Here is a 20,516-nt window from a genome sequence, read left to right on the forward strand (position 1 = left end):
AACGACACTGATTTCTAATCATCAATTACAGCGCCTTTACAATAAGGCGCTTTAATTAAAATACTTAGAAAAGGCTGCTTGCTAGAGATTTTCTTCAGCAAAACTCGCAAGACGACTTCTTACCACGCCGTCTAGGTTAATGGTGGCACTGCCCGAAAAGTCTTTAAACTTCTCAACCAAGTACGTTAGGCCCGAGGTCACTGCGCTCAGATAGTTACTGTCAATCTGCGCGAGGTTACCGCCCACTATCAGCTTTGTTCCTTCACCACAGCGTGTGATGATGGTTTTAAGCTGTGACGCGGTTAAGTTCTGCGACTCATCCAAAATCACAATCGCATTTTGAATACTTCGGCCTCGCATAAAGTTTACCGACTTGTACTGAATGTTGGCTTTTTCCATGATGTAATTCATAGAACCTTTGGTATTTTCGTCGTGCTTGTGGAGTACTTCCAAAGAATCGGTAATTGCTGCCAACCAAGGCAACATTTTTTCTTCTTCCGTTCCCGGCAAGAAGCCAATGGACTCAGCAATTTCCGGCGTACTTCGCGTGACAATGATTTTGTCATACATGTTACGCTCTACCACCATTTCAAGGGCTGCCGCTAACGCAAGGAGCGTTTTACCACTACCGGCAGGGCCTGTGAGAATAACCATATCAATGTGTGGATCTAGCAACGCATGGAGCGCCATGGCCTGCCCTATATTTTTGGGTGTGATGCCCCAGGCATGACGACCCATCAAGCGTTCATAGCCTAAATCCAACACCTCTAAATGATCGTCGGTGATCTCTTCTACTAAACCTGCAAACTGTTTAGTTTCGTCGAGCAAAAACTCGTTTACATACGCTTCTGGCAACATAGACTTGGGGATAGTGTGAATGGTGTCCCGCCCTTCGCTGCGGCTATCCACGCTTTTTACGCTGTCCCAAAAATTACCTTCAAAGGTATGAAACCCGCGAGATAGATATTTGATGTCAGTAATTAGCTGGTCGGTGCGGTAGTCTTCAACATGCGCAAGGCCCGCTCCTTTCGCTTTAAGGCGCATGTTTAAATCTTTAGTAACCAACACGACCTTCTGCGGCGCGAAAGTCTTCTGCAAATGTAGTGCTACGTTAATAATACGGTTGTCGTTTTCATTGCTGGTGAACACTTGCTGAGCCTCAACCATGTTGAGGTCGGCAAAAATAGATAAACTCCCTGTAGGTGCCGTTTGCCCTGCGCCCAACCCTTCCATTGAAACACCGGCAAGCATATCTTCGGGTGTTGCATCGTGGAGCAAATCCTCCATCGCCCGAATGGATACCCGCGCATCTCGCGCCACGTCTTTCTTGCTGTCTTTGATGTAGTCGAGCTCTTCCAATACGGTCATTGGAATAACCACGTCGTGTTCTTTAAATGAGAGAAAAGCGTGAGGTTCGTGCAGCAGAATATTGGTATCGAGGACGTAAATCTTAGTATCGGTAGAATTTTTTCTTGGCATCCTTCACTCCGGTAAATAAAGCCAGGTTAGACGTATTGTTCATTTATGAACGCACGCGCTAACAAGCTACAGTTACGGTTGTAGGAGAATGCCGCTCGAAACAGGACTTCTTCCCCTACTCGCGTCGACTGAGAAGCAGTACTACTCTTTCTGCCTCAAAGGTTCGTTTGTTAAATTAGCGAACCCTTAATTCCACCATAATCCAGTTTTTGAGATTTAGCACTGTTTTTTCTTTTTTATTTTTCGTTAGAGCAAGTGATAAGCGAAGAGCAGTCCCTTCACGTAATATGAGATAGCACAGCGCTCCAAAGGCTCGTGCTTATAAAAACGGGCACTTCAATCTTTATTATTCATGCGGGATGATAATGCACCGCGCCATTGATAGCGTAGTGCAACAAAAAACGTTAGGTGAGGAGTCGCTGTTCACCGTATGGAAGCGACTTCAAAAAGCAGTGAATAGTGGCATGCCGCCTGGCACAGCGACATTCTTAACTTTGTTAGAACCCTACGATGCACCTAATCTTATCAAAGCTGTCAACAATGCAACGAGCGATGATGCTTCAAAAGCCATTCAAAGCATTGAAACCCTTTATCAGATGCATTAGCCCCCTCTTCGCCTATGTAGTAAAAATGACAACCAGTAGTCTAGTATTAATGACTTATCACAACGCAATGCGTACAATACCGCCCCCCGAAAAATAGGTTGGTGATTTATGAGTTCAGATAGTCGATTTTCAGTTGGTCAGCGTTGGTTAAGCAACACAGAAATAGAGCTGGGGTTAGGTGTCGTTATTGGTAGCGACTTCCGTTCAGTCGAAGTGTTGTATCCAGCAACAGGCGAAGCGCGAAAGTATACTAAGCAAGATGCGCCGCTTACGCGACTAGTTTTTGAAATTGGCGAAACGGTCAAAAGCCAAGACGGCTGGGAAATGACCATTACTGAAAAAGAAGAAAGCCAAGATCTTTTCATCTATCACGGGCTTCGCGAAGACACCAAAGCGCAAGCGCGATTACCTGAAACCATGCTAGACAGCCACATTCGCTTGAACCAACCTGAAAAGCGCCTGTTCAGTCAGCAATTAGACAACCCTAAATGGTTCGATTTGCGCGAGCGTGCTTTAGATCATCAATATGATTACTTACGTTCAAACACCATTGGTCTTGCAGGTGCGCGCATATCGCTTATTCCGCACCAACTCCACATTGCGTCAGAGGTAGGCGGCAGACACGCACCTCGCGTATTACTTGCCGATGAAGTAGGTCTTGGTAAAACCATTGAAGCCGCGTTGATTATTCACCAGCAGCTTAAAACAGGCCGCGCAGAGCGCGTGCTTATTTTGGTTCCAGACTCGCTCATGCACCAATGGTTAGTTGAAATGCTTCGCCGCGTTAACCTTCCTTTTGCCATTTACGATGAAAGTCGCTGCGAAGCCATAGAAAAGAGCGAAGCGATAGAGAAGAGTGAAGACTTAGAAGATGACGAAACGTCTGACGCGAGCGCAGTGAATCCATTTGAAAACGACCAGCTGGTACTTTGTAGTATCGACTTCCTAAGCAAAAGCGAAAAACGCCAGCAGCAAATTCAAGCTGCAGGATGGGATTTAATGGTTGTCGATGAAGCCCATCACCTTGCGTGGTCAAGTGAGGCTCCCTCAGCCGAATACCTGTGTGTGGAAGCGCTGGCAAACCAAACACCTGGCGTATTACTGCTTACCGCAACACCTGATCAACTTGGTCACGAAAGCCACTTTGCACGCTTGCGCTTGCTCGACCCGGCCCGCTTCCATAGCTACGACGCTTTCTTAGATGAAGAATCGAAATACAGCCAACTGGCCGATGCGGTAGCGCCATTACTTTCAGACGCCGAGCCTAACGACAAACAGCGCAGCAAGCTCGCTGAATTCGCGCCTGACGTAATGGAACATGCGGGTGATTTAAGCTCGCCAGAAAATCGCCATGCGTTGCTGCACCAACTTATCGATTGTCACGGCACAGGTCGTATGCTGTTTAGAAACCGCCGCGCCAATATTGAAGGCTTTCCGGAGCGTAAATTAAGCGCGTACGAGTTAGCTTTGCCTGAGGTTTATTCAGATGCCGTGAGCGGCGGCGACTTAACCTATTCACTGTATCCTGAACGTATGGCAAGCGTGGTTAACAGCTGGACCAAGCAAGACCCGCGCGTTGAATGGCTGCTTGATTTCATGCAAAGCGTTAAGCCAGAAAAGATTCTGCTTATTTGCGCAAGCGCCCGTACAGCGCAAGAGTTAGGTGAGGTTATTCGCACACAAACCGGTATTCGCCACAGTGTATTCCACGAAGGCATGAGCATTGTGGAGCGCGACAAGGCGGCCCATTATTTTGCTGATGAGGAAGACGGCGCACAAATTCTACTGTGTAGTGAAATTGGCAGCGAAGGCCGTAACTTCCAGTTCGCTCACCATTTGGTGCTGTTCGATTTGCCTATTACGCCAGATCTGCTTGAACAACGTATTGGTCGCCTTGACCGAATTGGCCAAACTCAAACCGTACAAATTCACGTGCCGTATTTAGCGAAAACCGCGCAGCACGTATTGCTAGATTGGTATCACGAAGGGCTAAATGCTTTCGAAAAGACCTGCCCTACGGGCTCTGGCGTATTCGACGACGTTAAGCCGTTGCTTATTGGTGCCTGCTTACACCCTGACGATATGAGCGCCCGTGATGAGCTAGTGAACATGAGTGTTACGCTTAATAGCCAGCTCGTGGCGCAGCTTGAAGCCGGTCGCGATCGTCTTCTTGAGCTTAATGCCTCGGGTGAAGGCCGCGTAGAACAACTGCTTGAAGACATTATTACCCTTGATAGCGAACAAGATTTGTCGCGCTTTATGGGTCGCGTTTTCGATGCTATCGGTGTTCAGCAGGATGAAAAAGGCAATGACTGCTTTATTCTTATGCCAACCGAGTCGATGGTGAGCCAGCTTCCGGGTCTTGACCCAGAAGGCATGACAGTCACTTACAAGCGCCGTGTTGCCACCACGCTAGAAAACGTGCAGTTTTTAAGCTGGGATCATCCACTTGTGCATACCGCCATGGACGTAGTACTCACCGACGTACACGGAAAGAGCAGCATGGGCTTTATTGCCGAGCCTTCTTTGCCAAAAGGCGCGTACTGGATTGAAGCGTTATTTGTGCTACAGGCACAAGCACCTAAATCACTTCAACTAGGCCGCTTCTTACCTCAAACACCGGTTAGAGTGTGTTTAGATGCACAAGGCAATCCGTCTGAATTAAGCTTCGACGTTAAGCGTAAGATTGGACGTAAAATATCGGCTCAGCTTTTAAAAGCCCTACAACAGCCCCTTGAGCTTGCCATTGAAAAGGCGCGTAAGCTTGCCCATCAGCAAGCTAACCAAAAGCAACACGACGCACTTAACAGGATGCACAGCACGCTTAATGAAGAAATACAGCGCTTGCGCGATCTTCAAAAGCGTAACCCAGCAGTACGTGACAGCGAAATTGAGTTTATTGAAACGCAAATGAACGCCCTTGATAAAGTTATTCAGGATGCAGATGTTCAGCTGGACGCCATTCGTATTGTGGTAAATAACCCGTAACCTCGAAAGGTTAAACATTCAAAAGCGACTGTGAAGTAACGAGTACATAATGGCGAACCCAAGTTTTGTTTATAACCCACCGATGACACCTTATCTTGATATTTTGTATCAAGATGAGGACATGGTGGTTGCGCATAAACCTAGCGGGCTATTGAGCGTTCCGGGCAAAGCTTTAGAGCACCGCGACTCGCTAATTAGCCGGGTGAACCGTGTGTACCCCACCGCCACAGTAGTGCATCGCTTAGACATGGCGACTTCGGGTATTTTGGTGCTGGCGCTTAATAAAGATAGCCATCGCCATATCTCGAAACAGTTTGAGTTACGTCAAACTAAAAAGCGCTACTTCGCCCGGGTTCATGGACATGTAGAACAAGACAGCGGAGAGGTTAACCTTCCCCTTATTTGCGATTGGCCAAACAGGCCGAAGCAAATGGTAGACTTTGAGCGCGGAAAAAAAGCCGTAACGCACTTTGACGTCATTGAGCGCACACTGGATGAAAAAGAGCGACCCTATTCTCTTGTTGCCCTTTACCCCATTACCGGTCGCTCTCACCAACTGCGAGTACATATGCTTGCTTTGGGTCACCCTATTTTGGGAGATAGACTCTATGCCCATGAAGAAGCATTATCTATGGCACCTCGGTTACAGCTTCATGCTGAAAGCTTGAGTCTTTCGCACCCAACACTTGGCCATTGGCTGCACTTTAATATCGCCATCCCTTTTAGTCCGTTTTGCCCACCTCCGCTTTCAGAGCGCATTGAGTAGCCCCTTAATGCGTCTCGGCCTTTATTAAACAACATTATTTTAGTTTTAAAGGGCGTTGCCGATAGTCTTAATAGAACGAATTCGTTTATAAACTGATTTGATGCTGGCAAAACTGTCCGTATCAAGGTGATAGTTAAAGGCATACCATTTTTTATGAAGAGGCACGCTCTCCTTTTAACCTTTGCATTGATTGTTTCGCTGCTGCCTATGACGGCTCATTGCGACTTTTTTACGGACGTAAAAAATGCTTATCTGCCAGGTGAAGTAAAAGCCCTTATGGTAGGCGAATTGGAAGCCCCAATCATTGAAGTTGAGGCAAAAACACCGCTCCCCTTGGGTGTTGCCATTGTGCTCACAGAGCCTTTTCCATCGAGCCTTACCCTCGCACAGGGAAATAGCTTAGCAAATATGCTTGCAGAGAAAGGCTGGAATGTCGTTATAAGCCCTTTCAACATGCCCGTAAGTTCGACCACCGCCAAACCCAATGGTGAACAGGACAGCGAAATATTGACAGAGGGAGCCTCGCCATCAACTGATACAGCGAAAGTCATTCACCCTAGAAGTAACCAACTGACGCAGTACCTCAACTTTGAAACATCGACCACAGCCTTAGCGTTACAGCTTAATGCCCTAGACAATTATCTACAGAATAGAACAGGCTATCGCATGGTCATCGCGCAGGGCATGCTTGCTACCGCTTACCTGTCTTCTATAGAAACACAGCCTGATTTACAACCTGACACGTTTGTGGCTATTTCGCCGTTTTGGCCAGAGGAAACTACAAACAACTTAGTAATTGACACTATAGCGAAAGCGAGCTTCCCAGTGCTCGACCTATCTCTCAGCAACTTTAATGACTGGGAGACTAGCACGACTATGAAAAGGAAAATTAGAGCAAAAAATAAACTGAAGTTACACTACAGGCAAGTTATTATTCCAAATAACTCTTTAACCTTTAGTATAAAAGAAATTGAAAAAACACCTAATATTCAAATGGTTGCAAATAGCACCATAGGCTGGACACGGCATCTAGGCTGGTAATTCTTGCTTCTTGAGATTACGCTAAATTAACATCCAAAACAGTGACCTACCCACAATAAGGCAAATATCGGGTTATTGCAGTCATTGGTAACGATGTAATGGACTATACTAATTTAAGCAGACAAAGACGGTTGAGTTACTCGTGAATGTTCAGGATTTTGTAGATAACAAAGCGAAACAGCTGTGTTTCTATTTGAGGGCATTTTGGCAGGGAGAGCTTCCTATCGAGGAAATCGAACTATTCTTTTGGGATAGCATGGAAGAATGGGGACAAATTGAATGCACGCTAACACAGCCTTACACGCAGAAGGAACGTGTATTTTGGCATTTGCTTCACCAAGTGCATTACTGGAATGAAGAAAAATTGACGAAAGACCAGTTTCTTGTTGATGAGCTTACTAATTGCGTCAATTTTCTTGAAGGCCTAGGGCACTGTCCTCTAGACTGCGTGGGTATCCGCCCTTAAATCTCTCTTACCTAACCGCGGTAATTATACCAATCCCCCTTCACAGTTTTATTGCTAAACACCGTGGTTCATGGCTCAATACACTTTTGAGTTAACGCCAAAGGTCGAAGTATTGCTAACTGCATTAAAAACGTTCAATGACAAACGTTACCTAACCATTTTTCTTTTAGGCATTTCCAGTGGCTTTCCTTGGATCATGATTGGTTCGGTATTATCAGCATGGTTAAAGGATGAAGGGTTATCGCGTTCGGCTATTGGTTTGTTTGGCATCATCTTCGCTACTTACTCATTTAACTTTTTATGGTCTCCTCTTGTCGACAAACTCAAGCCCCCACTATTAGGGCTGCGACGAGGCTGGATTTTTTTGATGCAAAGCTGTGTCGTACTACTGTGCTTAACCATGTCACAACTCAACGCTGACCATGATTTATTTTACGTTGCATTAATCGGCTTATTGATTGCCATTGCCTCTGCTACCCAGGATATTGCTATTGATGGCTTTCGGATTGACTGTATTGAACAAGGTGATAAAGACGGTATGTCAGCCGCCTCATCGATGGCGACCGCCGGTTGGTGGACAGGTTACGGTGGCCTTGGTGCTATTCCCTTTTTTTTAGCAGATCTAACGTCGTGGTCATGGCCAAACATATACCTATTACTGGGTGCTATCATGGCTTTATTGGCCTGTGCGACTTGCTTTGCCAATGAACCAAGCGTAGATAGAGAAGCCCTGCTTGGCCGAATAACAAATGCCCACGCAAATAACTCAGCGGTGATCAATTGGTTGAGAACAACGCTTATTACGCCATTTTCTGAGTTCTTTAGCCGAAATGGCATCAAGCTGGCAGCTTCATTTTTATTATTCATTTTCCTTTTTAAAATAGGTGAAGCTTTTTTAGGCCGCATGAGCATTGTGTTCTACAAAGAGGTCGGATTTTCAAATAGCGATATTGCCGCTTATTCAAAGCTTCTTAACTGGTGGGTGACGATCGCCTTTTCACTACTAGGTGGGCTAGTCAATATCCGTTATGGTATTTATCGAGGGCTGATGATTGCGGGAGTTGCTATGGCGGCTTCAAACCTTCTGTTTGCGCTCATTGCGCAAACGGGGCCTTCTACGTCACTGTTAGCCATTACTGTCATTGTAGACGGTTTTACAGGAGCATGGAGCACTGTAGCTATGGTCGCCTTTATATCGCTTCTATGTAATCGTGCTTTTAGCGCCACTCAGTATGCCCTTATGGCCTCGCTCAGCGTTGCGGGGAGGACGTTAGTCGCCTCTAGCAGTGGCTTGGTTGTGGATAGCCTGAGCGGAAACTGGAGCTTCTTTTTTATTTTAACGGCGGTTATGGTAATACCAAGCCTTTGCTTTTTATACGCTATTAGGCATCACATTAAACGCGTTGAAACGTCATAGTTAAACGGTTCTATTATTTTTTTACTTCCAATTAATTTGACGACATTTCCTTGCAAGTTAGCGTTAGTTGCCTACCTTTATAGAAGACAACTATCACTAACTTGCAAGGAAGAGAGTTGAGTCCAAACGATGCTACTAAGCTACAGCGGAAGACATTGTGCAACGCCGTCGCATTTACTTTTTCTAAAGTGAATGCGACGGCCTTGTTGTTTGGCATCGTTATTATTTCAATCTTGCTGGCATTAATGAGCAAGCAACAGTCTTTTATTACCGTGCTCAATCAGCAAAGTGAGCTTCGGGACATGCTGCTTACCTCTGAGCATAGAATTCATCAACTCAACACTCGTGATGAAGACGCAAACCCCATCCGCACTGCTTTAGAGTATGAGTTACAAATTGCTTTTCAAGGGTTACAGCAACATATACAAAAAGAAGGTGGCGTTTACGAGTCAATTTCTCTCCTTTCTGACACTGCTTTTAGCGAAGCAACGACCAGCCTAGAAAACACCTCTGCGAAAGAAACCTTAAAAACAACGCTGGTACTGCTTCACACGCTTCTTCAACTCCCACATTCAGAGAAAGTTCGCTACATTAAAAAAGATGGCTTTAGCCTGCTTCCGCTTTTAAAGGACTTACAAGCAGAAGAAAACGCCCTGTTAAGCCGGATTCAGTCACTGCAACACAAAAAATTTCTTACCACACTGTTGGGTGTGATTATTTTGGTGCTTTGGTACTTTTTTGTATGGCTCTTTTACAAAAGCTCAGTCAAAAGGCCATTGCGAAAACTACATAAATCAAAGCTGAGACTGGCAATCGAAGATGATCAGACGGATTTGCAAAATAAAGAGTTTTTGAAACTTATCAGCCATGAATTTAGAGCCCCCATTAGCGCCATTATTAGTGCCTTGGAGCTTATTCCTAATTTGAAAGAACAGCGTACTCGATTGATTCAGCAAGCTGAGCAGTCCAGTTACCGGTTACTAAATTTAACAAACAACCTTACTGATATACTCAATAACCACGTAGAGGATGACCTTCAGCTTTCGAATGTAGATTTAATCAGTCTGTTAGACGAGTGTATTTCACCGTTTTCGGTTAGAGTCAAAGACAAAAAGCTTGAATTCAATATGCATTGCAGTCATAGCGTACCTAGCCATGCAGAGACCGATCCTATCGCTCTCTCCAAAGTCATAGTGAATATACTCGATAACGCGGTAAAGTTTACTTCTACAGGGCTTATTGATGTAACCGTCACAACCTTAGTAAAAAATAAACGAATATTCTTAGTAATCACCGTTAATGACACCGGCATCGGCATTGATGATAATACGCAGAAGCATATGTTCGAGCGCTTTTACCGGGGGGAGCATTCACAAAGTCAGCGCTACCCTGGTGCAGGAATTGGCTTATCAGTAGCCAAGCGCAGTATTGATGGACTTGGCGGTACTCTTCAGGTTAATAGTACCGTCGGCGTCGGTTCGGAATTTAAAATATCACTGCCTATTAAGCCCCTAGAAGATTCACCATCGGTGTCATCTACCCCTTCAAATGCCAAATTCGCGGTTGTCGACGATTTAGAAATATCAAGGCTTCACCTTCAGTCCATTATTACTAAGGAAGGGTATAGCGTTAGAACATTTTCGTCTGGCGCCAACCTTTTGAACCTTCACGAAGAACTACTTCAATTCTCGGGCATCATTGCCGACTTATATATGCCAGGGATGAATGGACTTGAACTGGTGAAAACACTGCGCGCTATCTACGGAGAGCGAGTGCCACCGGTCATCGTATTATCGGCAACGCCGGATATTGCAAATATTATCGCCAACAGCGAGCTACCCATATATCAGAGTTTTGTTAAACCTATCGACAGAAACCGGTTTGTAGATGCCATTAATCAACTAACGTTAAACAATACAAAAGCCATACAAGATGTAACCAAGGCAAACATATTAGTTGTTGAAGATGAGCCGATTAACGCAGAAATGGTAGAGTACATGCTGAAAAGTATGGGGCACCATGTAACTGTGAGCTACACTGGCGACGATGCCATTAGCCGAACTAACGAAATCGTCTTTGACTGTGTATTGCTCGACATTAACCTTCCAGATATTAACGGCTTGGAAGTAGCAAAAATAATGAAAGAAGGGCACCCTAACCTCCCTGTAATTGCCCTTACCGCTAACGCCCACCGAAACGATAAAGAGGCTTCACTGCAAGCGAGCATTCGCTATCACCTTGTAAAGCCGGTTACCTTTCAAGAACTTAGAAACACCTTGCGCCTTGCGCTATCCTAAAGGACGTTCTGGTCTAAACGTAAATGCGGTACTGGTTTCTGCCATTTTCTTTGGCTTGGTAAAGGGCTTGGTCGGCACATTCAAGCCAGGCCATTGCCCCCTTAAAATCGGACGAGAATTGCGCTAAGCCAAGACTAACGGTGAAGGTTATCGACTCACCATCGTGTTCCACTATCAAACGCTGTGCGAGTTGACGAATACGCTCTGCCACCGCCTTTGCATCTTCAACGGACGAGTCGTTAAGAATAATGGCAAACTCTTCACCGCCATAACGCCCGGCTAGGTCAGTCTCACGTACACAACGCTTGATCAAAGCGGCAAGCATTTTTATCACCTTGTCGCCTGCCTGGTGACCGTAGGTATCATTAATGCGCTTAAAGTGGTCGATGTCTAACATAAGTGCAGTGCTAGGTTTTTCTCGCCGAACACACAATTTGTGCATTTCATCAAAGCGTTCTTGCCAATAGCGGCGGTTAAATAAGCCTGTTAAACCATCCACTCGGCTTGCGGTTTTCAATTCTTCGTTCAGATGTTCCATACCAAGCTTACCAAGCGCCTGTTCAGTTACATCGTAAACTAACATACAGAACCGCTCTACATGGCCATTCTGGTCAACAATTGGGAACATAGTCACGTTTTGATACATAAAATCAGCAGCGCAAGTTACCGGACGGTTACAATCGAATTTAAATAAGTAGGGTCGCTGCTCCCAAATAATAAACACTGGGCTTTTTAAGTTAAACACAGGATCAACTTTGGTTCTAAGCCACCTTTCTTCAATTTCAGGAAAGTGAGAGAACAAGCTGTTTCCAATAATAGATTCAGCTTTCTTGGCACCATGGTTCTCTAGAAATTTGTTCCATACTTGCACGTTGAAATTGCGATCTAATACCGCAATCCCAACTTCGATTGAATCAAGTAACCCAGCAGGTACATACGATGAGTCAATAAGCGCACCAGCATTGCTCATATCAGTTGAAGCATTCATAGACTTTCCTGGTCCTGTGTTACTAAGCCGTCATCGAACAACCTGGCGTAAATGTGATTCATTGCATCGCCAGGAAACAGTAGTAATAGGTCAAAAGCGATATCCTTTGATTTGATCGCATAGCCAATTTCAATGGCCATCAACTTTCCCCAGCGCTGTACATTATCGCTCAATAGGGTTGATAACCCTTGATGCTGCCCTAGCAAAACAGGATGCGTATGGCTAAAGGCAACATTAAGTTGTTCTGACAAACCGTTCAAACAAGCGCCTATAAGAATGTTTGAAACATCCATGAGTGCCTCAAGAGCGAGCTTATCTGAAGACGCAGACGGGGGATACTTTAATAGCTCTACAATATTCTGTGAGTTAGTATCATTAAAGATAACCAGAGCCTCACCGCTTATCCCTTCGCTAATAAACCCTTTCGAAACCGCTGAAACACTGTCGCTACGATTAATCTCAGCAATCGCCATGGACAGTTCGTTGCTTTCAATTAGGTTTACGTTTGGTATGGGTAAGTCGATAAACTCACCGAGCAACGCAGCAAGATTTTCTCCAGCACGTCCCATGGCAATATTCACCATTTCGCGGCATGCATCTAATTGATCTTCTATGCTTGTTTGAGCATTGGGTTGAGCGTTACCCGACTCATGCTGGACTTTTTGCAACCGCGTACCAGAAGCGTGTTTCTCCCCGCTGTAAATACCGTAAGAGGCTAAGATGTGACTAAGCTTTTCGTTATCGATAGGTTTGCGAATAAAATCCAAAGCCCCAAGAGCAAGCATTTTTTCTCGCGCTTGTGATTGAACATCTCCAGAGACCACTACCACTAAACACGGTAGGTCCTGTTGACGGATAGCCTCCATGGTTTGGTAACCGTCCATTACTGGCATGTTTAAGTCGAGAAACACCACGTCGCCTTTGCCTTCTCGAATAAGAGCAAGGGCTTGTTCGCCATTCTCGGCGAACGAAATATCGACATCCCAACCATCAGGTAAACTGCGCGCCATTTGCCGCCTTGCGAAGCCTGAGTCATCGCAAATCAATATCGGAGTACTCATGGTAACTCCTTAAATAGCTACAGGGGCTTTAATGTGTGGGTGTGACTGATAGTTTTTAAGCGTAAAATCGTCGAAAGAGAACCCAAAAATGTCTTTAACCTCAGGGTTAATTTCCATAGTTGGACGCGCAAACGGTTCGCGACTAAGCTGTAGCTCTACCTGCTCAAGATGGTTTGAATACAAATGCGCATCACCTAGCGTGTGAATAAAATCGCCGGGCTCTAGGTCACACACTTGTGCCATCATCATTGTCAATAAAGCATAGCTTGCGATATTGAAAGGAACGCCCAAGAAAATGTCGCCGCTTCGTTGGTAAAGTTGGCAGCTAAGCTTACCGTCTAACACATAAAACTGGAAAAGCGTATGGCAGGGGGGCAGTGCTTGCTTGCCCATCGCTGCATTTTCTTTAGGAGAGTAATTAGTATCAGGGAGTACCGCAGGGTTCCAGCCGCTAACAATAAGTCGGCGAGAGTCTGGATTGCTTTTGATTTGCTCAACCACTTCGGCAATTTGGTCTACCGATGTACCGTCACCACGATCCCAACTACGCCACTGATGACCATAAACCGGGCCAAGCTCGCCTTCTTCGGTAGCCCACTCGTCCCAAATACTCACACCGTGCTCTTTCAAATAAGCGATATTTGTTTCGCCCTTTAGAAACCATAGTAGCTCGTGAATGATTGATTTAAGGTGACATTTCTTCGTTGTCACCAAAGGGAAACCTTCCTGTAGATTAAAACGCATCTGATAGCCGAATACACTTAACGTACCTGTACCAGTTCGATCTTCCTTTTTCACACCCGTATCACGTACATGGCGCATTAGAGCGAGATATTCTTTCATCGTTATTCTTATATTTTTTGCTGTTCAACATGGTCTTTTCCGCGCATGTAAGCACGGACTATTAATCCTATTCCTAAAGCTATCATAGGTAAACAAAGAAGTTGCCCTTGGCTTAGTCCCATTTGATATAAGCCAATATGTGCGTCGGGCTCTCTGAAATACTCAACAATAAATCGGAAGCTTCCATAGCCAAGTAAGAACAAGCCACTTACTGCCCCTACTGGACGCTTTTTGGCAGAATAAAGCCATAGGATAATAAAGAGTAGTACGCCCTCAAGAGCAAATTCGTACAACTGGGACGGGTGCCGAGGAACATGACCCGCATTAGGAAAAATGACGGCCCAAGGTACGTCCGTTGTGCGTCCCCAAAGCTCGGCATTAAGAAAGTTGCCAATTCTGCCGGCACCTAAGCCAATGGGTACTAATGGCGCAACAAAATCACCTAATCGCAAGAAGGTGGTATTCATACATTTGGCGCGCCAGAAAAGCGCCGTCAACACCCCTAACAAGCCGCCATGGAAAGACATTCCACCTGCCCAAATTTTAAATAAATACAAAGGGTCATCTAAGAACATGCCAAACTGGTAGAAAAGCACATAGCCTATGCGGCCGCCCAAAATCACGCCAACAAAGCTCCAAAAAAGCAGATCGCTTAGCTGCTCACGGCTCCAGCTAGTCTGTGAAAGACGCTTTTGTGCCAGCAAGTATGCGGCAATAAAACCGACCAAATACATAAGGCCGTACCAGCGGACACTTAACGGACCGACACTGAAGATAACGGGATCGATACTGGGAAATACCAGATAACTGCTCTGTTCCATTACTTTATTCAATTCCTAAGATCATTCTGATACTTACTAAAACAAGTAAGCATGCCAACATCGCTTTCAACACGCGTACATTTACTCGCTGCCCAAGCTTCGCCCCTATATTTGCGGTAAACATAGAGGTTGCAACAATACCAGCTGTAGCAGGCAGATAAACATAACCCATACTGTATTCTGGTACATCTATCTCACCCCACCCAGCTACAACGAAACTTGTGGTACCAAAAACGGCAATAACCAGCCCGCAAAAAGCGGCACAGCCAATTGCCGCGCGTACATTAACACGAAACCATACTAACGCAGGCACCAATAATGCACCGCCACCAATCCCCATAAGTGCACTTAGTAAGCCAGCTCCACCACCAACAGTCGCAAGCGTACCTTTTGATGCGTCATTTTCTGAGGCTTTTTGCTTACCAAATATCATCTGTAGCGCAATCAAAATAACCAGTACAGCGAACACATCTTTAAGTAATTCGCCAGAAATATGACTTGCCACCTGTGCACCAACGATTGCGCCAAACGCGATGCCTAAGCCTGTGTATAGTACAATATGCTTTTGAATATTACCCAGTTTATAATGCGCTAAAGCCGACGACATGCCAGTGAAAATGATGGTCGATAAAGAAGTGGCGATAGCGACAGGCATAACTGTTTCGGTAGTCATGCCCAGAAAATGAATCAGTAAGTATGATAGCGCAGGTACGATAATTAAACCGCCCCCAATACCTAGCATTCCCGCCAGAATTCCAACCACAGAGCCCAACATCAAACAGCTGACAATAATTACTAAAAATGGGTCCATTTTTTAAGCACCTGCTCGGATAAGGCCCCCTAGGCCCTTAGTTTCAAGATATTGATTCAAGTGCACAAAAACTTCTTCTTGGCTTACAGAGGTGAGTGCCAATGATAGTAGCTTCTTACATTCATCCAGCGTGACTTTTCTAATAAGCCAGTTTATTTTTCTTAAGTTAAAGCCGTTCATGCTTAATCGGCGATAGCCCATGCCCATCAACAGTAAAGCGCCAGCAGGCTCACCCGCAATTTCACCGCAAATAGTCACTGGCACTTGGCTTTGATTAGCTTTTTGAACTACATCGTATAGCGCCCCTAAAACGGCAGGATGATAGCTATTATAAAGCCCCGCCACTCGCGTGTTATTTCTATCCACCGCCAATAGATATTGGGTTAAGTCATTACTGCCCACTGAGAAGAAATCGACATGCTTGGCCAGCTGAGGTAGCTGATAAAGTACTGACGGCACTTCAAGCATAATACCCAGTTTTGGCTTAATCAGGCTTTGTCCAGACTCTGCAATTTCGTCAGATATCTCATAAAACGCCTGATTAATAAGGCGCTTAGATTCCTGCACTTCAGATACCGTAGATATCATGGGCAGCATAATTTGAAGGTTGCTTAGCCCTACGCTTGCCCGAAGCATTGCGCGAACCTGAACCAAGAATATTTCTGGATGGTCAAGTGTAAGACGTATGCCACGCCACCCCAAAAATGGGTTTTCTTCATTAATTGGGAAATAAGGCAGTGGTTTATCGCCCCCCACATCGAGTGTACGCATGGTGATGGGTAACGAAGGTGCCGCCTCAAGTATTTGACGGTACAACAGTACTTGCTCTTGCTCTGATGGAAAACGCTCGCGCAGCATGAACGGAATTTCTGTGCGATACAACCCAACGCCAGCTCCAATTTGTTCAGCATTCAGTTCCACTTCAGCAGAGAGGCCCGCGTTGATGTATAGTGACATTTTACAGCCATCTACGCTCTCGCAAGGTTTATCAGCCTCAGCGTCGATTTTTTCCGCAATGGCTGACTCTTCTTCAATAAGCTGAATAAATTCAGTCTTAATGTTGCGCTCTGGCGAAATAATGACTTCGCCCGAATAACCATCAAGCAGTATTTCTTTATCTTCAAGTAGCGCTGGGGTGACATTTTGACAGCCCATTACGGCGGGTACGCCCATGGCCCTTGCTAAGATTGCTGCATGAGAGTTGTTCGAGCCGCGGATTGAAATAATGCCTTTCAGCTTGTCTCGTGGAAACTCAGCAAGCATTGGGGCTGACACTTCATCGGCAACGAGAATACTGGCTTCGGTCACCGCCTTTTCAGCGATTTTTTGCCCGTTTGCTTCATACAAAATATTAGCTAAGATACGGTCTGATAAATCGACGATATCGATAGCTCGCTCTTGCATGTAAGGGTCTTCCATTGCCTGAAAGCGCGCGGCATAGCTTTCTACAACCATTTTCAACGACGATGCAGCATCCCAACCTTGGCGAATTTTTTCTTCTACTTCGCGCCCTAGACTGTTGGCATCTAATAGGTGATGGTACAGCTGGAAAATGGATTTAACGTCATCGGGGATTCCGTCATCCAATCGCTGAGACAGGGCGTCAACATGCCCCCTTGTTACCTCAACACCTTTGCGGTAAAGCTGAATTTGATCTTGCGGCGACTGTGTGCGTTTTACTACCCAGTTTTTGAGGTTAATCGATTTATCTGGAGATACGCCGATACCGATAGCTAAACCAGGCGAGCCTGCAATACCACGCACATTTTTTTGCCGAGCAATGTTGTCGGTGGAGTTAGAGAGTGTCAATGCGCCGCGTATATCAGCATTAGTAATCTCTAACGCAAGCTGTGCAGCAAGAGTGACTAAAAATGCTTCTTCGTCTTCACTGAAGCGCCGCATTTGTGATTGCTGAAGGGTAATAACACCAAGAACACGCCTTTGATTGATAATGGGCGTACCTAAAAAAGCATTATAACTTTCTTCTTTTACTTCAGGGTAGTGTTTAAATCGTGGGTGGTTGTGAGCATTAACAATATTCAGTGGTTCTTCACGTTGGCCAACCAGACCAATAAGCCCCTCTGAAAAACCAATGCGTACCTGCTCTACTGCATCGGGATGCAAACCGTCAGTCGCTTTAAGAATGAATTCTTGCGTGTCATAATCGGCAAGGTAAATAGAACAGGAGTCAACGCTGAGGGTTTGCTTTACACGTGTAGCCAGCCTAAACAAAGCGGTATCAAGTGCAGGAATTTGATTCATTTCCTGCACGATACGTTTTAATGTAGTTAACATAGCGCCTTGCTGGCTCTGAGGGCTCACCGTTTTATCCTTGTGTAATCACAGTTTGCTCGTCGCTTGGTGTTGCACATCGCCACCTTTGACACCTTTAACATCTCTGCCACCTTACACACATTTCCCATTAGCGGCTTAACCGCGCCTGCGCTTTTTACCACGCTTGTGCGGGGCTACATTTTGGCGCTGTTGAGGTCGATGTTGCACAGACATAACTACCGGCGAGAACTCTTTCATAACTCGTCTGTATACATCTCGTTTGAACGATACAACATTTCTAATAGGATACCAGTAGCTTACCCACCTCCAGTCATCAAATTCAGGATGGCCTGTTTTAAGCACATTAACGTCGCGCTCGTTGCAATCTAGCTGCAACAAGAACCACTTTTGTTTTTGCCCTATACAAACAGGGTTGCTGCCTTGTCGAATTAATCGCTTTGGTAGCTTATATCTAAGCCAGTTACGGGTAACACTTAAAATGGTGACATCTTTCGGTGTCAGCCCTACTTCTTCGTGAAGCTCGCGGTACATAGCTTGTTCAGCAGATTCCCCTTCATCAATTCCGCCTTGAGGGAACTGCCATGAATGTTGACCATAACGTCTTGCCCAAAATACTTGACCCATTTTGTTGCAAATCACTATGCCCACATTCGCACGGAATCCATCGGCATCTATCACATAGACTCCCGGGCACACTATACTTGTATATGTTTTCATTCTTCCACAAACTATGCTCCAATCATAGTCTTAATGTTCGCCTTCGCTTTCAAACAGGAAATTAACCACCTTTATGCAACCTCCTTCATCGCCTCCATCTTCGCCAGATAGCCTTTTGGCGCGATGTCACGCCATTGCAGGTTTAACCCTAGGAGAACTGGCGGACATGGCCAATGTTGCCATCCCTGCCAATTTACAGCGCCACAAAGGGTGGCCGGGCATGCTTATTGAGAAATGGCTTGGCGCAAGCGCAGGTTCAAAGCCGCAGCAGGACTTCCCCGAGTTAGGCATAGAACTTAAAACCATTCCCATCGATGCTCATTTTTCACCATTAGAAACCACATATGTTTGTTTTGCGCCGCTTTTAATGGCGCCGGGGATCACGTGGGAAACCTCAAATGTTCGGAACAAGCTACAGCAAGTACTATGGCTACCCATAGAAGGCGACAGAGCCATTCCATTAGCACACAGGCGCGTGGCGACGGGGTTTTATTGGCGTCCAAATGAGGATGAAGACGCAATTCTCAGAAACGATTGGGAAGAATTGGTAGAACAAATTGCTACGGGACAGGTGGAATCGATTACCTCTCGACAAGGTGAGGCACTTCATATTCGCCCCAAAGCGGCTAACGGCAAAGTGCTTACCGATGCATTAGGACCAGAGGGCCAACGTATTAAAACTCGTCCTAGAGGCTTTTATTTGCGCAAAACCTTCACTCATCAAATACTGCGCAATGCATTTGGTGGGTGAAGGTTGATGGCTCATGTTTGTAGTTTAAAGGCGTAAGCACCCGGTAAAACATCTCTGTTATTTTTAAGAGCCAGACTTTAAGTGCTTGACCAAATACTCACTCAAAAACTTTTCTGAATTTATGCCCATGCGTTTTGCCACGGCTTCAAGCTTAGCGTCGCTGCGAAGCAGTACATTTTTTGCGTATTCCAATCGGTAGTGAAAAATAAACCGTCTAAAGTTTTTCTTTTCAGTAAGCTGCAAAGCTATGGCCAGTGATGTGGGGTCGATATCAGCGCCTTGGCAAAATTCACCAAGCGTTAGGAAACGGGTTTTGTAAGCTTTCGATTCGATGGTATAGCGCTCAGCTTTAGAAATGATGCTGCTTATTTCGTATGGCGTCGCCTTACCTTCGTCTAATCGTTCGTAGTCAAGGGGCGATGGTGCAGTGCGACGAATAAAGGTTAATGAAAACAGAACGACCAACAGCGCACAACCAATCATTAAATGATGCAAGCTTTCCCAAAAGGAGACGGGAAAAAAGCCAAAGGTCGCGGCGGTAACAAGTAGAATACTCATAAAGGCTACGCCAACCATACTTCCCATTACACCGGCAAGCCTAGGCATTTTTAAGCTTTTAATGTCTACGGCCTGCTCAGGCAAATGCCTGTGATACATTTGAATATGCTCGGTGATAAGAATGCCAATCAGCAATACACTGAAACCGGTTAACAGCGAGGCAAAATAAGCAGGCCATAGCAACAAAGGCTCGCCAGTAGGTGACGCTGAAAGCCACTGTTGTTTGTCATCCACTGGAATAAGCAAAACGGTGCACTGAAAACACGCCGTCACCACTGTCGGGCACCACAACCGTTTTCTTGCGGTGGGGTGTGCTAGTAACATAGGTTTTATGGCTCGATAACAACAGGTTATAGCAACAACAGCAAACACATCTGACAAACCATACAAAGCTGCCAATGACGTCGCATGTGCTATTCGCAACCATTCATCTAGCATGAATAGAGGCCAGCAGACGAATGCCCCCACTAACCAGCGCATGCTGCTTAAACTAACCTTCTGAAAAAGCAGGCGCGCAAAACAGAACAAGTAAACGCCCAATAACGAATAAAGAAAGTAGTCATAGTAGTTTGAAGTCATTACCGCCCTTCTTCCTTGGAAAAAATTTGCTAA

At 45.5% G+C, this 20,516-nt stretch carries 17 protein-coding genes; 8 read left to right on the top strand and 9 right to left on the bottom strand.

The annotated features are described in order from the left end of the window. Positions 1 to 81 precede the first annotated feature (81 nt). Positions 82 to 1,479 carry a PhoH family protein gene (locus RJ41_RS04295; protein ID WP_014978266.1) on the bottom strand — a complete coding sequence of 466 codons (1,398 nt, stop codon included), beginning with the start codon at positions 1,477 to 1,479 and terminating at the stop codon, positions 82 to 84. 365 nt (positions 1,480 to 1,844) lie between these two features. On the opposite strand from RJ41_RS04295, the gene RJ41_RS04300 reads away from it, so the two are divergent. The 7 genes from RJ41_RS04300 to RJ41_RS04330 all read left to right on the top strand — a co-directional run bounded on the left by RJ41_RS04300 (position 1,845) and on the right by RJ41_RS04330 (position 11,059). After that, positions 1,845 to 2,084 carry a hypothetical protein gene (locus tag RJ41_RS04300; protein ID WP_039217450.1) on the top strand — a complete coding sequence of 80 codons (240 nt, stop codon included), beginning with the start codon at positions 1,845 to 1,847 and terminating at the stop codon, positions 2,082 to 2,084. Between the two features lie 108 nt (positions 2,085 to 2,192). Beyond that, positions 2,193 to 5,072: an RNA polymerase-associated protein RapA gene (rapA, locus tag RJ41_RS04305; RefSeq protein WP_039217452.1), complete on the top strand. Its 2,880-nt coding sequence runs from the start codon at positions 2,193 to 2,195 to the stop codon at positions 5,070 to 5,072. 49 nt (positions 5,073 to 5,121) lie between these two features. Then, the gene (gene rluA, locus RJ41_RS04310; RefSeq protein ID WP_039217455.1) at positions 5,122 to 5,838 is read left to right on the top strand and encodes a bifunctional tRNA pseudouridine(32) synthase/23S rRNA pseudouridine(746) synthase RluA; all 717 of its coding nucleotides are present in this window, start codon (positions 5,122 to 5,124) and stop codon (positions 5,836 to 5,838) included. A gap of 153 nt (positions 5,839 to 5,991) precedes the next feature. Then, complete coding sequence (locus RJ41_RS04315; protein ID WP_039217457.1) at positions 5,992 to 6,879, top strand: DUF3530 family protein; 888 nt, start codon at positions 5,992 to 5,994, stop codon at positions 6,877 to 6,879. A gap of 142 nt (positions 6,880 to 7,021) precedes the next feature. Then, positions 7,022 to 7,345: a hypothetical protein gene (locus RJ41_RS04320; RefSeq protein WP_039217459.1), complete on the top strand. Its 324-nt coding sequence runs from the start codon at positions 7,022 to 7,024 to the stop codon at positions 7,343 to 7,345. 70 nt (positions 7,346 to 7,415) lie between these two features. Next, entirely contained in the window at positions 7,416 to 8,762 is a 1,347-nt protein-coding gene (locus RJ41_RS04325) for an AmpG family muropeptide MFS transporter (protein WP_039217462.1), read from the top strand. A gap of 116 nt (positions 8,763 to 8,878) precedes the next feature. Further along, positions 8,879 to 11,059, top strand: a complete 2,181-nt coding sequence (locus tag RJ41_RS04330) for a response regulator (protein ID WP_039217464.1) — start codon at positions 8,879 to 8,881, stop codon at positions 11,057 to 11,059. Positions 11,060 to 11,072: 13 nt separating this feature from the next. Here RJ41_RS04330 and RJ41_RS04335 read toward each other — a convergent pair whose 3' ends face one another. The 7 genes from RJ41_RS04335 to rppH all read right to left on the bottom strand — a co-directional run bounded on the left by RJ41_RS04335 (position 11,073) and on the right by rppH (position 18,556). Beyond that, the gene (locus RJ41_RS04335) at positions 11,073 to 12,047 is read right to left on the bottom strand and encodes a sensor domain-containing diguanylate cyclase (protein WP_084081756.1); all 975 of its coding nucleotides are present in this window, start codon (positions 12,045 to 12,047) and stop codon (positions 11,073 to 11,075) included. Further along, positions 12,044 to 13,108: a response regulator gene (locus tag RJ41_RS04340; RefSeq protein WP_039217466.1), complete on the bottom strand. Its 1,065-nt coding sequence runs from the start codon at positions 13,106 to 13,108 to the stop codon at positions 12,044 to 12,046. Before RJ41_RS04340 ends, RJ41_RS04335 begins: the two co-directional genes overlap by 4 nt. 9 nt (positions 13,109 to 13,117) lie before the next feature. Next, complete coding sequence (locus RJ41_RS04345) at positions 13,118 to 13,951, bottom strand: thymidylate synthase (RefSeq protein ID WP_039217470.1); 834 nt, start codon at positions 13,949 to 13,951, stop codon at positions 13,118 to 13,120. Positions 13,952 to 13,959: 8 nt separating this feature from the next. Then, a complete protein-coding gene (lgt, locus tag RJ41_RS04350) occupies positions 13,960 to 14,772 on the bottom strand; it encodes a prolipoprotein diacylglyceryl transferase (protein WP_039217472.1) in 813 nt (270 codons plus the stop codon). Between the two features lie 4 nt (positions 14,773 to 14,776). Next, positions 14,777 to 15,583, bottom strand: a complete 807-nt coding sequence (locus tag RJ41_RS04355; protein WP_039217475.1) for a sulfite exporter TauE/SafE family protein — start codon at positions 15,581 to 15,583, stop codon at positions 14,777 to 14,779. A gap of 3 nt (positions 15,584 to 15,586) precedes the next feature. Continuing rightward, on the bottom strand, positions 15,587 to 17,878 hold the full coding sequence (gene ptsP / locus RJ41_RS04360) for a phosphoenolpyruvate--protein phosphotransferase (protein ID WP_039217514.1): 2,292 nt from the start codon (positions 17,876 to 17,878) through the stop codon (positions 15,587 to 15,589). A gap of 135 nt (positions 17,879 to 18,013) precedes the next feature. Further along, positions 18,014 to 18,556: an RNA pyrophosphohydrolase gene (gene rppH, locus RJ41_RS04365; protein ID WP_039217478.1), complete on the bottom strand. Its 543-nt coding sequence runs from the start codon at positions 18,554 to 18,556 to the stop codon at positions 18,014 to 18,016. 112 nt (positions 18,557 to 18,668) lie between these two features. Between rppH and mutH the strand changes: the two genes are divergently transcribed. Further along, positions 18,669 to 19,346 (top strand): DNA mismatch repair endonuclease MutH, encoded by a 678-nt coding sequence (gene mutH, locus RJ41_RS04370; RefSeq protein ID WP_039217480.1) that lies wholly within the window; start codon positions 18,669 to 18,671, stop codon positions 19,344 to 19,346. 63 nt (positions 19,347 to 19,409) lie between these two features. On the opposite strand, the gene RJ41_RS04375 is transcribed toward mutH, so the two are convergent. Next, positions 19,410 to 20,483, bottom strand: coding sequence for a helix-turn-helix domain-containing protein (locus RJ41_RS04375; protein ID WP_039217483.1), 1,074 nt, complete (start codon positions 20,481 to 20,483; stop codon positions 19,410 to 19,412). Positions 20,484 to 20,516: the final 33 nt, after the last annotated feature.

The organism is Alteromonas marina, assembly GCF_000808575.1.
GTDB classification, from domain to species: Bacteria; Pseudomonadota; Gammaproteobacteria; order Enterobacterales; family Alteromonadaceae; genus Alteromonas; species Alteromonas marina_A.